At 69.3% G+C, this 14,579-nt stretch carries 17 protein-coding genes; 9 read left to right on the top strand and 8 right to left on the bottom strand.

Annotation, left to right across the window (positions count from 1 at the left end; all coding sequences use genetic code 11):
* Positions 1-35: 35 nt before the first annotated feature.
* From SHK19_RS18550 to SHK19_RS18570, 5 genes are read left to right on the top strand one after another with little or no spacing between them, the layout of a single operon-like run.
* The gene (locus SHK19_RS18550; RefSeq protein ID WP_322937113.1) at positions 36-665 is read left to right on the top strand and encodes an urease subunit gamma; all 630 of its coding nucleotides are present in this window, start codon (positions 36-38) and stop codon (positions 663-665) included.
* Positions 658-2,361: an urease subunit alpha gene (locus tag SHK19_RS18555; RefSeq protein WP_322937114.1), complete on the top strand. Its 1,704-nt coding sequence runs from the start codon at positions 658-660 to the stop codon at positions 2,359-2,361. The genes SHK19_RS18550 and SHK19_RS18555 overlap by 8 nt, the downstream gene beginning before the upstream one ends.
* Position 2,362: 1 nt before the next feature.
* Entirely contained in the window at positions 2,363-3,037 is a 675-nt protein-coding gene (locus SHK19_RS18560) for an urease accessory protein UreF (protein ID WP_322937115.1), read from the top strand.
* On the top strand, positions 3,030-3,710 hold the full coding sequence (gene ureG, locus SHK19_RS18565; RefSeq protein WP_322937116.1) for an urease accessory protein UreG: 681 nt from the start codon (positions 3,030-3,032) through the stop codon (positions 3,708-3,710). The genes SHK19_RS18560 and ureG overlap by 8 nt, the downstream gene beginning before the upstream one ends.
* Positions 3,688-4,371 (top strand): urease accessory protein UreD, encoded by a 684-nt coding sequence (locus SHK19_RS18570; RefSeq protein WP_322937117.1) that lies wholly within the window; start codon positions 3,688-3,690, stop codon positions 4,369-4,371. The genes ureG and SHK19_RS18570 overlap by 23 nt, the downstream gene beginning before the upstream one ends.
* Before the next feature lie 17 nt (positions 4,372-4,388).
* Here SHK19_RS18570 and SHK19_RS18575 read toward each other — a convergent pair whose 3' ends face one another.
* The 4 genes from SHK19_RS18575 to SHK19_RS18590 are packed head-to-tail and all read right to left on the bottom strand — an operon-like array spanning position 4,389 to position 7,177.
* Complete coding sequence (locus tag SHK19_RS18575) at positions 4,389-5,240, bottom strand: FkbM family methyltransferase (RefSeq protein ID WP_322454917.1); 852 nt, start codon at positions 5,238-5,240, stop codon at positions 4,389-4,391.
* A gap of 44 nt (positions 5,241-5,284) precedes the next feature.
* A complete protein-coding gene (gene ygfZ, locus SHK19_RS18580; RefSeq protein ID WP_322937118.1) occupies positions 5,285-6,223 on the bottom strand; it encodes a CAF17-like 4Fe-4S cluster assembly/insertion protein YgfZ in 939 nt (312 codons plus the stop codon).
* Positions 6,220-6,675, bottom strand: a complete 456-nt coding sequence (locus SHK19_RS18585; protein WP_322454915.1) for a Fur family transcriptional regulator — start codon at positions 6,673-6,675, stop codon at positions 6,220-6,222. The genes ygfZ and SHK19_RS18585 overlap by 4 nt, the downstream gene beginning before the upstream one ends.
* A gap of 1 nt (position 6,676) precedes the next feature.
* The gene (locus tag SHK19_RS18590; RefSeq protein ID WP_322454914.1) at positions 6,677-7,177 is read right to left on the bottom strand and encodes an FABP family protein; all 501 of its coding nucleotides are present in this window, start codon (positions 7,175-7,177) and stop codon (positions 6,677-6,679) included.
* 51 nt (positions 7,178-7,228) lie between these two features.
* On the opposite strand from SHK19_RS18590, the gene SHK19_RS18595 reads away from it, so the two are divergent.
* Both SHK19_RS18595 and SHK19_RS18600 read left to right on the top strand, forming a co-directional pair.
* Positions 7,229-7,591, top strand: coding sequence for a DsrE family protein (locus SHK19_RS18595; RefSeq protein ID WP_322454913.1), 363 nt, complete (start codon positions 7,229-7,231; stop codon positions 7,589-7,591).
* 26 nt (positions 7,592-7,617) lie between these two features.
* Positions 7,618-8,526 carry an SGNH/GDSL hydrolase family protein gene (locus SHK19_RS18600; RefSeq protein ID WP_322937119.1) on the top strand — a complete coding sequence of 303 codons (909 nt, stop codon included), beginning with the start codon at positions 7,618-7,620 and terminating at the stop codon, positions 8,524-8,526.
* A gap of 12 nt (positions 8,527-8,538) precedes the next feature.
* Here the strand turns inward: SHK19_RS18600 and SHK19_RS18605 are convergent, their stop codons facing one another.
* Together SHK19_RS18605 and SHK19_RS18610 are read right to left on the bottom strand one after the other, a co-directional pair.
* Positions 8,539-9,723 (bottom strand): glycosyltransferase family 4 protein, encoded by a 1,185-nt coding sequence (locus SHK19_RS18605; RefSeq protein WP_322454911.1) that lies wholly within the window; start codon positions 9,721-9,723, stop codon positions 8,539-8,541.
* A 103-nt stretch (positions 9,724-9,826) separates the two neighbouring features.
* The gene (locus SHK19_RS18610; protein ID WP_322937120.1) at positions 9,827-10,675 is read right to left on the bottom strand and encodes a BKACE family enzyme; all 849 of its coding nucleotides are present in this window, start codon (positions 10,673-10,675) and stop codon (positions 9,827-9,829) included.
* Positions 10,676-10,737: 62 nt separating this feature from the next.
* On the opposite strand from SHK19_RS18610, the gene dtd reads away from it, so the two are divergent.
* Positions 10,738-11,172, top strand: coding sequence for a D-aminoacyl-tRNA deacylase (gene dtd, locus SHK19_RS18615; protein ID WP_322454909.1), 435 nt, complete (start codon positions 10,738-10,740; stop codon positions 11,170-11,172).
* A 40-nt stretch (positions 11,173-11,212) separates the two neighbouring features.
* On the opposite strand, the gene SHK19_RS18620 is transcribed toward dtd, so the two are convergent.
* On the bottom strand, positions 11,213-12,625 hold the full coding sequence (locus SHK19_RS18620) for a bifunctional dTDP-4-dehydrorhamnose 3,5-epimerase family protein/NAD(P)-dependent oxidoreductase (protein ID WP_322937121.1): 1,413 nt from the start codon (positions 12,623-12,625) through the stop codon (positions 11,213-11,215).
* A 4-nt stretch (positions 12,626-12,629) separates the two neighbouring features.
* Entirely contained in the window at positions 12,630-13,628 is a 999-nt protein-coding gene (rfbB, locus tag SHK19_RS18625) for a dTDP-glucose 4,6-dehydratase (RefSeq protein ID WP_322937122.1), read from the bottom strand.
* 67 nt (positions 13,629-13,695) lie between these two features.
* On the opposite strand from rfbB, the gene rfbA reads away from it, so the two are divergent.
* Complete coding sequence (gene rfbA / locus SHK19_RS18630) at positions 13,696-14,565, top strand: glucose-1-phosphate thymidylyltransferase RfbA (protein ID WP_322454906.1); 870 nt, start codon at positions 13,696-13,698, stop codon at positions 14,563-14,565.
* Positions 14,566-14,579: the final 14 nt, after the last annotated feature.

Raw genomic sequence — 14,579 nt, forward strand, 5'->3', positions numbered from 1 at the left:
CGTTCTTGAAACACCCGGCACCTAGCGTTGCCCGGGTGCATCTGACGCCGTCCGACCAGGAGAAGCTACTGCTGGCCGTGGCAGGGATGGTGGCCCGCGACCGACGGGCGAGGGGGGTGCGACTCAACCATCCCGAGACGGTCGCACTGTTGTCCACCTGGGTGATCGAACGTGCCCGCGAGGGCGCGTCGGTGGCCGAGTTGATGGAGAGCGGCCGCGAGGTGCTCGGTCCGGACGACGTCATGGACGGCGTTGCCGAAATGCTCCACGACGTGCAGGTAGAGGCGACCTTTCCCGACGGTCGCAAGCTGGTCACTATCCACGACCCGATCGGTCGTGGGACCGACGGCTCGGGCCCCGGGGCCGTCCGGGTCGGCGAAGGAATGATCGAGCTGAACGGTGACCGGGGCGCTGACGAACGGCTCCGCCTGATCGTGCTCAACACCGGCGATCGACCGATCCAGATCGGCTCTCACCTGCACCTGCCGGACGCCAATGGGGCGCTGGACTTCGACCGAGCGGCGGCGTCCGGCTTTCGGCTGGACATCCCGTCGGGCACCTCAGAGCGATTCGAGCCGGGCGCCTCGCGTGAAGTGACGGCGGTGGCACTTCGCGGCCGACGCCGAGTCCCAGGCATCCAGCGCGGGAAGGACCTCGATGGTTGAGATCAGCAGGGCGACGTACGCCGCCCTGTACGGCGCCACCGCCGGCGACCAGGTCCGGCTGGGCGACACCGCCCTCTGGGTCGAGGTGGAGCGCGACCTCACCGTCGGCGGCGACGAGGCTGTGTTCGGGGGTGGCAAGTCGATCCGCGAGTCGATGGCCCAGGGGACCACCACGCGCGCTGACGGCGCCTTGGACACAGTCATCACGAACGCCCTCGTCCTGGACTGGTGGGGCATCGTGAAGGCTGATGTGGGGATCCGGGACGGACGGATCGTTGCGCTGGGTCGATCCGGCAACCCGGACATCGCCGACGGCGTACACCCCGACCTGCGGGTCGGGCCAGCAACCGACGTGATCGCCGGCGAGGGCAAGATCCTCACCGCGGGTGCGATGGACTCGCACGTGCACCTGCTCTCGCCGTCCCAGCTGCACGAGGCACTGGCCACCGGGACCACCACGATCGTGGGAGGTGGCACGGGCCCGTCGGAAGGATCCAAGGCGACCACCGTGACACCCGGTGCGTGGCACCTGAGACAGCTCCACCGGGCCCTCGACGACGTACCCGTCAACGTGCTGCTGCTCGGCAAGGGCAACACCGTCTCGGGGGCGGCGCTGGGCGAGCAGGCATTGGCCGGGGCGGCCGGTTACAAGGTGCACGAGGACTGGGGCTCGACGCCCGCTGCCGTCGACGCGGCGCTCACTGCAGCGGCTGAGTGGGGACTGCAGGTCGCCCTGCACTCCGACTCGCTCAACGAGGCGGGGTACGTCGACTCAACTCTCGCCGCGATCGACGGGCGATCGATCCACGCGTTCCACGTCGAGGGAGCTGGGGGCGGGCACGCACCGGACATCCTCTCGATCGCGGCCGAGCCGCACGTCATCCCGGGCTCCACGAACCCGACGCTGCCGCACACGGTCAACACCGTGGCCGAGCACCTCGACATGCTGATGGTGTGCCACCACCTGTCTCCGGATGTCCCCGAGGATCTTGCGTTCGCCGAGTCACGTATTCGGGCCACGACGATCTCGGCCGAGGACTTGCTCCACGATCTCGGGGCGCTCTCGATCACGTCCTCGGACGCCCAGGCGATGGGTCGGATCGGCGAGGTGATCACGCGCACATGGCAGGTCGCGCACGTCATGAAGGCGCGTGTCGGCCCCCTCGGGGGTGGCCTGCCAGCCGACAACGAGCGGGCCCGTCGGTACGTCGCCAAGTACACGATCAACCCGGCCGTCGCGCACGGGATCGACCATGAAGTCGGCTCGGTGGAACCCGGCAAGCTCGCCGACCTGGTGCTGTGGGACCCGCGGTTCTTCGGGGCGCGACCGTCCTTCGTGATCAAGGGCGGCAGCATCGCCTGGGCGGCGATCGGCGATCCGAACGCCTCGATTCCCACGCCGCAGCCCGTGCTGATGCGGCCGACCTTCGGCGATGTCCACGGTTCCGACCTCTCCATCTCGTTCGTCGCACCAGCAGCGATCGAGGACGGTCTTGCCGCTGATCTGGGCCTGCGCCGTCGGCTCGCGCCGGTTCGGGACACCCGCGCGGTCGGCAAGGCGGAGATGCGCAACAACTCGGCACTCCCCGAGATCGACATCGACCCGGAGACCTTTGCGATCGCCGTCGACGGCGAGCAGGTTGTGCCCGCTCCCGCCGAGCGGCTCCCGCTCGCCCAGCTCTACTCGTTGTTCTGACATGGCGACCCCCGAGCTGGTGCTGATGGCGTTGACGGATGCGCGCCTGCCCACAGGTGGACACACGCAGTCGGCCGGGCTTGAGCCCGCTGTCCATGCGGGTCTCGCAGCTGACGGCCGGCGCCTGCACGAGGTCGTCGACTACGCGCGGGACCGCTTGCGCACGGTCGTGCGGGTCGACGCTGGCGCGGCGGTGGTCGCCCGGTTCCTCTCGCGGTCGGGAGGGGACCCGCTGCGCGTCGAGCCGCACTGGGCCGCTCGCACACCCAGTGCCGTGTTGCGGGCGGCGTCGCGGCGTCAGGGACGCGGGTGCCTACGGCTCGCGGCCCGAATCTGGCCGGCGGTCCTGGACCACCTGCCAGCGGACGCCGAGATCGCGCGGCCCGTCGTGATGGGCGTCGTAGCGGCAGTGACAGGGCTGTCTGCGGAGCAGACTGCGCTGATGGTCGGGTACGACGACGCCCAGACGGTCGTCGCCGCCGCGCTCAAGCTGCTCCCTGTCGATCCTGTCGAGGCTGCAGGCTGGGGTGTCGCGCTGCACCCACAGATCGCGGAGCTGGCGGCGGATCTCTCTGACCTCATCGAGCCCGAGCGGATCTCGGGTGCCGGTGCCCCGCTCGTTGACGTGTTCGCCGAGCAACATTCGAGAAGAAGATTGAGGTTGTTCCATGCTTGACCCGTACCGCTCGTTCCGACTCGGAGTCGCCGGGCCGGTCGGCACGGGCAAGAGCTCGCTGATCGCGACCGTCTGCCGGGCGCTGGCCGCTGAGATGCAGATGGGTGTGGTCACCAACGACATCTACACCGACGAGGACGCCAAGTTCCTGCGCGCGGAAGGCGTCCTCGCCGCAGATCGGATCGTCGCCGTCGAGACCGGCGCCTGCCCCCACACCGCCATCCGCGACGACGTCACGGCCAACCTGATCGCGGTGGAGACGCTGGAAGCAGACCACGCCCCGCTCGACGTGGTGCTCGTGGAGTCGGGAGGCGACAACCTCACCGCGACGTTCTCGCCAGCGCTGGTCGACGCGCAGATCTTCGTGCTGGATGTCGCTGGCGGCGGCGACGTCGCCCGGAAGGGGGGACCGGGGATCGCCAGAGCAGACCTGCTGATAGTCAACAAGACCGACCTTGCGCCGTACGTCGGGGTGGACGTCGCCACGATGGTCAGCGACGCCGAAGGCGCTCGGGACGGCAGGCCCGTGATCGCGCTGTCGCGCACGGATCAGAACTCAGTCGCCGAACTCGCCGGCTGGGTGCGGCAGTCTGTGGAACGACACCGCAGCGGCGAGCATGCCCCCATCGACCCCGGACCCATGCCCCCGCATGCCCACCACCACTCGCATTGAGGTGTGCGCGACGCCGGGGAGCGGGTCGCCGCGCGTCGCCATCGCCCACGGAGCCCTGCTGGCACGCCGATTGCGCGAACACGGCTCGACGGTGCGCCTCGCCTTGGTGGCCGGCCAGGCCCTGCTGCTGGCCGGGGACGAGGTGCGTATCGAGGTGCTCGTCCAGGGACCCGTGGACGTGGAAATCGTCGAGACCGCCGGCACCGTCGCCTACGAAATGCGCGGCGGTGCCGCCCGGTGGGAGGTTGCTATCGACCTTCGTGACGGCGCGACGGTGACCTGGGGCGGTCAGCCGTTCGTGGTGTCGGCCGGCGCGGAGGTCCGCCGCGACACGACGATCGACATTGAGGCCGGGTGCAGGGCCACGATGCGAGAGACGCTCGTGCTCGGCCGAGCCGGCGAGACGGGCGGCATCTTGCACAACCAAACACGGATCGACCTGGCCGGCACACCACTGCTGATCGAGGACCTCGATCTGGCGCCGGAAGCCAGGGTCGGATGGGCGATCCTTCACCACCATCGCTGCCTCGACAGCACCACCACGGCCGGATACCGGCTTCCCCACGGGCACAACGTCCTGCAGCTGGAGGGATGCGGCTCAGTTCATCGGTGGATCGGCGACGATCTGCACCTCTCCGAGCGACCTGCTTCCGCTCGATAGGCGCAGCTACTGAGGCATCAGGGAACCAGCTCGGCTGGCATGACGAAGATATTGAGTCCGGAGGGCGCGCGGTCGCCGAGCTCGGTGAGGTTGCCGTCGCGGTCGTTCTCGAGCATGCGGTAGTCGTGGCTGGCGAGCAGGTCCAGCAGGGCGGCGCGGTCCTCGACCGTCATGCCCTCGTCGAGCCCCCACTCGAGCTGCATCAGGGTGATCCGGCGTTCGGACAGGGCGCGGGAGGCGCCATGGAGAACGGCTTCCTCCGCGCCCTCGACATCGATCTTGACCATCACCGTGCGGTCGCCGATCACGTCGTCGAGGGTGGTGGCCTCGACGGTCTGACCGTCGCTGCCGGCGGGCAGCAGGTGGTTGCGCTCGTTGAGGTCGGTCGTCATGGTGACGGTGCCGGGCTCGCGATCGAGCGCCTTCGCGACGACCACGGCGTCGGCGCCGTTGGCCCGCAGGTTCTCGCGGACCCGCTCCGCGTTGACCGGGTCCGGCTCGATCGCGACCACCGACGCGCCGCACTCGAGGGCGTAGATCGTGTAGAGGCCGATGTTCGCCCCGACGTCGATGAAGGTGTCACCGGGCTTGAGGTGGCGTCGCCAGACGGCCATCTCCGTGTTCGGCGGATTGCGGATGACGGCGTGCAGCGGGTTGAACTCACCGGGCCGCGCGATGACCTTCGAGCTCCGACCCATCCGCACGACGGAGGGCCGGCGGAACAGGATCGTGCGGACGACGTACAACGCCGCACGGGCGGCCGCTCGCAGGCGCTCTCCGCGGTGGCTCGGATGGAGGGCTGCTGCTGGGACCAGGTACAGGGCCGGTCTGCTCAGGATCGCCCGCTCGATCGACTTTCGGCCACCCACCCGCGGATCGTAGCCCAACCCGGGCGCGCCCACCGGAAGATGTCTTACCGCGGCCGGAAGTGGAGGCCGACCTCGGGATCGACGAGGACCTCCTGGGCCGCGGGCAGCCCGTCGACGACCAGCGGCGCGTCGGTCGGCACGTTGCGCTTGAGGAGGGCGAGCGCGATCGGGCCGAGCTCGTGGTGACGTGCGGACGACCCGACCCTGCCGACGACCCGACCGGCCGCGTCGGTGACGTCGACGCCCACGGTCGGCAGCCGGTTCTCCGAGCCGTCGAGGTGGAGGAGGGTCAGCCGGCGAGGCGGGCGGCCGAGGTTGTGCACGCGCGCGACCGTCTCCTGCCCGCGGTAGCAGCCCTTGTCGAGGTGGACGGCCGGACCGATCCAGCCGACCTCGTTGGGGATCGTGCGGTGATCGGTGTCGATGCCGAACCGCGGCTCGCCGCGCTCGATCCGGAGCGCCTCGAACGCCCAGAGGCCGGCGGCGGGGCCGGCAACGTCGGCGTACGTCGTGAGCTGGTCGCGCGGGACCAGGTCGTACTTGCCGGCCGGGCGCCAGGCGACCGCGATCTCGGGCGTGACGTCGACGACCTCGACCTGCATGAGGAACCGCATTCGGCCGAGGAACTCGACGAGCGCGGCCGCCGCACCCGGCTCGGTGTGGGCGGTGAACGAGGTGCCGTCGTCGACTCCGGCGAACGCGTGCTCGACGTGGCCCTGCGGACTGAGGACCAAGGCCTGGGTCCAGCTGCCCGGCTCGAGACCTTCGAAGACCTGGGTGGTCAGCGAGTGGAGCCACGCCAGCCGGTCCGGCCCACTGATCCGTACGACGTCTCGGTGGGACAGGTCGACGAACCCCTCACCCGCGGCGAGGGCGTGCTGCTCGCCGTACAGCGAGCCGTAGTGCGCGGCGACCGGCGCGTCGATCCCGTCACCGGCCACGGCGCCGGGCAGCTCCAGCAGCGGACTCGTCGCGGTGGTCATGGTTTCCCTTCACAGTCGTGGCACTGGCCGAACACGGTCAGATGCCCCAGGTCTGGGGTGAACGCATGACGGGTACCCAGGGATTCCACGAACGGCGCGGCATCTTCCGCACTCACCGAGACGACCTTGTGGCAACCGCGGCAGACCAGGTGGAAATGCTCGTGCCCGCGGGTGGAGTGGTACGTCGGCGCGCGGTCGCTCAGGTGGGCATGGCGGACCAGCCCGAGCTCCTCGAGCACCTCCAGCGTGCGGTAGACGGTGGAGGCGTTGACGGTCGACGCGTGCTGCTGGACGTGGGCGAGCACCTCGTCGGGAGTGGCATGGCCGAGGTCGTCCACGGCCGCCAGGATCAGCTCGCGTTGCGGGGTGAGGCGGTAGCCCTTCTCACGGAGGGCCTGCCGCCAGTCCTCCGGTTTCGAGGCTTCGCGCTGCACTCGTCGCACCTCGACCACCTCAACCACCGTGTCGACGGAGTCTCGCCCACAGGTGTGGCTGGAGCGGCTGCCCCATCGCGGCCATGTCGTAGGCGTAGAGGAGGTCGCCCTCGACGTTGCCGTAGAGGCGCTTGCCGCCGACGTACTCCTTGGCCGACTCGGTGCGGGCCACCGCGTCGGTCACGATCTCGAGCTTCCCGTCGCCCGCGTCGCCGTGCCAGATCTCGACGAAGCCGGTCATGTGCGCGAGGAGCACCTCGACCTTGCCCTCGGGCCGGGCCCGGATGAAACCGGTCTCCTGCGCCGCGTCGCGGACCTTGTTGCCCTCGGCGTCGACGATCCACGAGCGCGCGAGGTAGTGGAAGAAGGGACGCCCGTCCTGCTGGAAGATCAGCTCCTGACCGAACTGGAACGGATCGATCGTCGGGTAGTCACCGTGACCGTTTCCCTGCCACGTGCCGAGCATCCAGGCGATCGGAGCGCAGTCCGGGTGCAGGTTCTCAGGGATCTCGAAGGCCACGATCAGCCAGTCTAGGAGAGGCCCCGTCCAGACGAGTCTAGGCTGACGACCGTGGCGCGCGAGCTGGTGGTCAAGGTGACGTGTGGGACCGACGCACCCGAACGCGCCAACCAGGGGTTCACGGTCGCGGCGACCGCGGCCGCGTCCGGCGCGGCGGTCTCACTGTGGCTCACCGGTGAGGGCGCCTGGCTCGCGGTCCCCGGCCGAGCCGCGGAGCTGGTGCTGCCGCTAGCGACGCCGCTCCCCGACCTGCTGGCCAGCATCCTCGAGCTCGGCAGCGTCACCGTCTGCTCCCAGTGCGCCGCGCGCCGCGAGATCGGGGAGGCCGACCTGCTGTCGGGCGTGCGCATCGCTGGTGCGCCGGTCTTCGTCGAAGAGGCCCTCCGCGAGGGTGCGCAGGCCCTCGTCTACTGACACCACCCGGACCGTAGGATTCTTGCGTGAGAGGGTCGCTCGTCGCCGCCGCCAGGCAGCGTTTCGCCCTCCCGGTGGTTGCTGTCGCCGTGGCAGCCGGGCTCACCGCCTGCGACGACGAGCCGTCGCGGCCGAGCCCCGTCGCCCACGTCCTCGGCGAGGGCGACCAGTACGTCGCGCTGGGAGACTCCTACACCGCGGCGGTCAACACCGGGCCCGTGGCGACCACCAACGGCTGCGCCAACTCGACGGTCAACTACCCGCACCGGATCGCCGACGCGACCGGGATGGACCTCGTCGACAACAGCTGCGGCGGCGCGACGACCGACGCGCTGACCCTCCCGCAGCCTCTGGGGCCGGACCGCGAGCATCCCCCTCAGCTCGACGACGTCGACGAGGACACCGATCTGGTGACGATCCGGCTCGGGGCGAACGACGACGACATGTACCTGCGGATCATCCAGTGCGCTCAATTCTTCGGCGCGGAAGCCTCGGGCACCCCCTGCGCGGACGCCGACGCTGCGAAGGGCGAGGACGCCCTGCCGCTTGCCCTCGCCGACCTGGAGGACAGCCTGGTCGACGGGCTCGAGGAGATCGAGGCGCGCGGGCCGAACGCACGCATCATCGTGATCGGCTACCCGCACGTCATCCCGGAGGAGGGCACCTGCGAGCTGCTGCCATTGCCCGCAGATGACTACGCCTATGCGCGTCGGATCATCGACGGCCTCAACACGGCCCTCGAGTCGGCCGCGGACGAAGCCGGGGTCACCTTCATCGACATGTACGCGGTGAGCGAGGGCCACGACATCTGCGGCGCCGAGCCGTGGGTCGCGGGAGCGGCGATCGCCCCGCCGGGCGCGACCGCGTGGCACCCGTACGCCGCCGAGAGCCAAGCGGTCGCCGAGCTGGTCCTGGACGAGCTCGAGGAGGAGTAGCGGGGCGACTGCTCAGCGCGAGACGCCGACCAGGATCTCCTCGAACTTGGACGCGCAGAGCGTCAGCTGGAACTCGCGCTCGGCGAGCTCGCGAGCGCGACGGCCGAGCTTGTCCCACATGTCGTTGTCGTCGAGCAGCTCGGTCACCCAGTCGGCGGCGGCCGGGATCGACGTCCGGTCCGGCGCCAGCACGCAGCCCCCAGCGGCGTCGATGAGGTGCGCGGCCAGGTTCTCGTCGGGCATCAGGCCGAGGATCGGACGGGCGGCGCAGAGGTAGGACAGTGTCTTGGACGGCACCGAGAACGCGCCGGCCGACTTGTCGAGCACCACGAGCAGGGCGTCGGCCGACCCGAGGACCTCGGACAGGCGCTCGTAGGGCTGGAACGGCAGGAGCGTGATCGGGACGTCGAGCTTGCTCGCCTCGTCCGCGAGCTCGTCGACGGCGCTGCCCTCGGTGATCACGGTCAGGTGCGCCGGCGTACCGCGGTCACGCACCGCACGCGTCAGCTGCACGAGCAACCGCGGATTGTGCTTGAGCCCCAGGGTGCCGGAGTAGACGAGGTTGGGTACGTCGACGAGATCGTGCTCGTGGGCCCACGCGTTGTCGCGCGGGGTCGGCACCAGCTCGTCGAGCGGGGCCCAGTTGGGGATCACCGTGGTCTTGTCGGCCGTGCCCCACTCGCGGTGCACGTCCATGAACGACTCGGCGATCACGACGATCGCGTCGGCGCGACGGTTGCACCACCGCTCCGCCCAGCTGGCGACGTGAGCGAAGACCAGGAACGCGTGGCTGAGCTTCGTGCCGGCGAAGGAGCGCATCGCGATGCCCTGGACGTCCTGCTGCCAGGACACCCACGGCGTGCGCGTGACGAACAGGAACAGGGTGACGACGACCATCATCGGCACCGGCACGTTGCCGAAGAGGACGACGTCCGGCTTCCGGCGGCGGATCTGACGCGCCAGCTGACCGCCGTAACGCATCTCCTGGACGAGGCGCCGCGCGAAGCTGAGCTTCTCGACCACCTCACCCCGGCCGATCGACTCGAACCGCAGGTGGTCGTGGCCACCGAGGTTGCCCTTGCCCGAGACGTGGGCCTCGCACCAGGAGTGGGTCACGTCGTGGCCGCGACGGGCCAGCTCGGCGCTCAGCTCGACTTGAAAGGGATGACCGCTGTAGTCATGAACGAGGACGTGCATTGAGGTGGTACCGCTTCCTCTGAATCGTTCGAACAGGTCCCCGAGACTTCCCCCGGTCCTGTCCAACGAGCGGCACTGCGTCAGGTCACACGTCCCGGTCGACCTATTTCATTCGGAGAAGAGTCCGGGCCTCCGCGGTGGTCATCGGCCGGCGTTGTGCCAGGTCGCCGAGCGCGACGGCGCGCTCGACCAGCTGCCGGTTGTTCACGACCTGTTCGCCCTTGCGGATGGTGAGCACGTCCTCCATGCCCACCCGGAGGTGGCCGCCCTTGCTGAGCGAGGCGAGCGCGACCGGCAGCGTCGTCCGGCCGATCCCGGTCGCGGACCAGCTGGTGACCTGGCCCGGGAGAGTGGCCACGGCGGCGACCAGCGCGTCAGCGGTGCCGGGCATCCCACCGGGCACCCCCATCACCAGGTCGCAGTGGACTGCGCCGCCGTGGGGCAGTCCGTAGCGGTCGAGGAGCCGGTGGAGGGCCGCGACGTGACCGAGGTCGAAGAGCTCGAACTCCGGCACCACCTGGCGCTCCTGGCTGAGCTGGTAGAGGTCGCAGACGAACGGCCACGGGTTGCTGAAGACGTCGTCGCCGAAGTTCGTCGTACCCATGGTGAGGCTGCAGGAGTCCGGCGCTGCGTCCAGGACCTTGAGCCGGTCCTCGAGCGGGTCGTGGACGGAGCCGCCGGTGGACAGCTGCACGACCAGGTCGGTGCTCTCGCGCAGCGCCGCGACGGTGTCGGTGAGCCGGGCCAGGTCGAGGGTCGGCCGGTGCTCGTCGTCGCGGATGTGCACGTGGATCATGGCGGCGCCGGCCGCCTCGCAGTCCTGCGCGGTCTGCACCAGCTCCTCGAGGGTGGTCGGGAGCTGCGGGAAGTCCGCCTTCGCGGTCTCCGCCCCGGTGGGGGCGACGGTGATCAGCAATGCTTGCGGGTCGACGGCGCTGCTCCTCTGTTCCATCCGGTCATCGTGTCAGATCGCCGGACGATCTGCCGCCTGGGGCCGACCGCGAGAATGGCCGCATGCGAGCTGTCGTGCAACGGGTCCTGTCGGCGTCGGTGCGGGTCGACGGCGAGGTGGTCGGCGCCCTCGATGACCCCGGCCTCCTGGTCTATCTCGGCATCACGCACGACGACGGACCGGCCGACGTCGCGTGGATGGCCCGCAAGACCCGCGACCTCCGGATCCTCCGGGACGAGCAGTCGGCGTCCGACGTCGGCGCGCCGGTGCTCGTGGTCAGCCAGTTCACGCTGTACGGCGACGCGCGCAAGGGCCGTCGGCCGACCTGGACCGCGGCCGCGCCGGGCCCGGTGAGTGAGCCGCTGTACGACGCCTTCTGCACCGAGCTGGAGCGGCTCGGCACCCACGTCGAGCGCGGGGTCTTCGGGGCGATGATGGAGGTGTCGTCGGTCAACGACGGGCCGTTCACGGTGCTGCTCGAGAAGGGCGGGGAGTGAGCCGAGCTCGTGGTCGAAGCGTTTGCGCGACTGAGCGGGCTCACGGGACGCCGGCGGTCGGCGCGGAAAGGTACACCCGCAGTGCCAGATCGGCATCAGTGCCGGTGAACCCGGTCGAGCCGAGCTTGTCGAGCGAGAGCACGCTCCAGCGCGGGCGCGGCGCGAGTCGGCGGCCGCTGCCGTACTCCTCGGTCGTGGTCGATACGACGTCGGCCGGATCCCGGCCGGACAGCTCGAAGACGCGACGAGCGATCTCGGCCCAGGACATCGGCGGGCCTGGATTGGTGACGTTGTACGTCCCGGGTGTCGCGCCGACCGCGAGGAGGTGACGGGTCGCTCGCGACAGCTCGTCGACGAATGTCAGGCGGCCGATCTGATCGTCGACGACCGAGGGGCTCTTCCCCTCGGTCGCCAGGCGTTGCATCGTTCGGACGAAGTTGGCGCCCTCACCGATCAGCCAGGACGTCCTGAGGATGTAGTGGCGAGCCACCGTCGCCACCGCTAGGTCACCCGCCGCCTTTGACTGCCCGTAGACACCAAGCGGCGAGAACGCCTCGTCCTCCCGGTGTCCGCCCTCGATGAACGCTCCGTCGAACACGTAGTCCGTGGAGTAGTGCACCAGGGTCAGGCGGTGCCGGTCGGCCACTTCGGCCAGAGCCGCGGGAACGGACCCGTTCAATGCCCACGCCGCTCTCCTGCCGACGGGCTCCTCGGCTTCGTCGACCGCGGTGAACGCCGCGGCGTTGACCACCACCTCGTAGTCGCCCCACGGGAACTTCGCGAGTGCGGCCCGGTCGGTCAGGTCGAGCTTGTGCGAGTCGCTCAGGGTCGCGTGGGGGAACGTCGCAGCCAGGGCCCGGCCGAGCTGACCTCCACTCCCGAGGATGAGCGTCCTGCGGGGTGCCATCGCGGACACCTCGCCCAAAGCAGGGTTGCTGCGATCCTTGTCCGAGATCTCAGCCTCGCCGGAGTCCAGCGATATCGGCCAGGGAATCCTCGCCGTCGAGTCCGCCAGGTTGACCGCTGGATAGGTGCGGTCGGACCGCCAGTGGTCGTTGACCAGGTAGGTGTAGACCGTGCCGTCCTCGAGGGCCTGGTACGCGTTGCCAACCCCCCTGGGCACGAACACCGCCACCGACGGATCGATCTCGACGTCGTAGGTCGCCCCGAACGACTCGCCTTCACGCAGGTCGACCCACGCTGCGTGGACCCGACCCGTCGCAACCGTGACGAACTTGTCCCACGGCTCGGCGTGGATGCCGCGGGTCGCGCCCCGGCGGGCGTTGTAGGACAAGTTGGCCTGCACGGGGCCGAAGTCCGGTACTCCGAGCGCCGTCATCTTCTCCCGGTGCCACACCTCCTTGAACCAGCCACGAGCGTCGATGTGCACAGGCGACCGGACGACCAGCAACCCGGGAATCGGTGTGCCGGCCACCGACAGCGAAGCGGCCATCGGGTCACATCCGCTTGGCTGCGTAGGACGCCTCGACGGCATCTTTGTGCGGACGCCACCAATCGACGTGACGTTCGTACCAGGCGATCGTCCGAGCGAGACCTTCCTCAAAGTTGCTGTGGACCGGCTTCCAGCCAAGTTCCGCGCGCAGCTTCCGGGCATCGATGGCGTAGCGCAGGTCGTGACCCGCACGATCTGCCACGAGGTCGTAGTCGTCCTCGGGCCTGCCCATCAGGCGGAGGATCATCCTCACCACATCGAGGTTGGTCTGCTGCCCGTCGGCTCCTACCAGGTAGGTCTCGCCGATGCGGCCGCGCTCGAGCACCGCCAGGACCGCAGAGTTGTGATCCTCGGTGTGGATCCAGTCGCGGACGTTCTCCCCGCTGCCGTAGACCTTGGGCCGTCCGCCATTGATCACGTTGGTGATCTGGCGCGGAATGAACTTCTCGACGTGCTGCCACGGCCCGTAGTTGTTGGAGCAGTTCGAGATGGTCGCCTCGACACCGAAGCTGCGGACCCAGGCACGGACGAGGTGGTCGGCGGCTGCCTTCGAGGCGGCGTACGGACTGCTGGGTCGGTATGGCGACTGCTCGGTGAACCGCTCTACGGCGTCGAGCCTGAGATCGCCATAGACCTCGTCGGTCGAGACGTGGTGGAAGCGGACGCCCTCTCGGCGGACTGCTTCCAACAACACGTACGTGCCTACGACGTTGGTTTGAACGAATGGCGACGGATCCTCGAGCGCGTTGTCGTTGTGAGACTCGGCTGCGAAGTTGACCACCACATCGTGGGCTCCTACGAGCCGGGCGACCACCGCGGGGTCGGCGATGTCGCCGACCACGACCTGCAGCCGAGCCTCAGGCAGCCCGACGAGCGCGTCGCGGCTCGATGCGTACGTCATCTTGTCGAGCACGGTCACTCGCGCGTCGGTGTTGGAGACGACGTGACGGACGAAGTTGGAGCCGATGAAGCCAGCGCCCCCGGCTACCAGGATCTTTTGCACGGTCACACCCTATGGATGAGGATTGCGGCGAGGTTGGCGAATCGAAGCTCGAGCGAGTGAGGACTACATGCGGGGAATCATCTTGGCCGGAGGAACGGGTAGCCGGCTGAGTCCGATCACCCAGGCGATCAGCAAGCAGCTGATGCCGATCTACGACAAGCCCATGATCTACTACCCGCTGTCGACTCTCATGTTGGCGGGAATCCGCGACATTCTCCTCATCACGACGCCGCACGACGCCGATCAGTTTCACCGGCTGCTCGGCGACGGCCGCCAGTTCGGGATCGACCTGAGCTATGCGGTCCAGCCGAGTCCCGATGGTCTCGCCCAAGCGTTCGTCATCGGAGAGGCGCATCTCGCCGGCGAGAGCGCCGCGCTCATCCTCGGCGACAACATCTTCTACGGCTCCGGGCTGGGCACTCGGCTGCGCCGCTTCGATTCTGTCGACGGCGCGGCCGTGTTCGGCTGCCGCGTCGCTGACCCCTCGGCGTACGGCGTGGTGGAGTTCGACGCCGACGGTCGCGCGCTGTCTCTCGAGGAAAAGCCGACAGCGCCGCGCAGCAGCTACGCCGTGCCCGGTCTGTACTTCTACGGACCGGACGTGGTCGAGCGGTCGAAGGCGCTGACTCCCTCGCCCCGAGGGGAGCTCGAGATCACCGACCTCAACCGGACGTACCTCGAGGAGCAGCGCCTTCGCGTCGAGGTCTTGCCCCGAGGATCGGCCTGGCTCGACACCGGCACCTTCGACGACCTCAACGACGCAGGCAACTACGTTCGCGCACTGGAGGCGCGGCAGGGAATGAAGGTGGGCGCACCCGAAGAAGTGGCGTGGCGCATGGGGTTCATCGACGACGAGCAGCTCGTCAGCCTGGCGACGCCGCTCCTCAAGAGCGGATACGGCAGCTACCTGTTCGATCTGCTGCACGAGAGAGGCTGAGTGCCTCACCGACG

The organism is Nocardioides bizhenqiangii, from assembly GCF_034661235.1.
GTDB classification, from domain to species: domain Bacteria; phylum Actinomycetota; class Actinomycetes; order Propionibacteriales; family Nocardioidaceae; genus Nocardioides; species Nocardioides bizhenqiangii.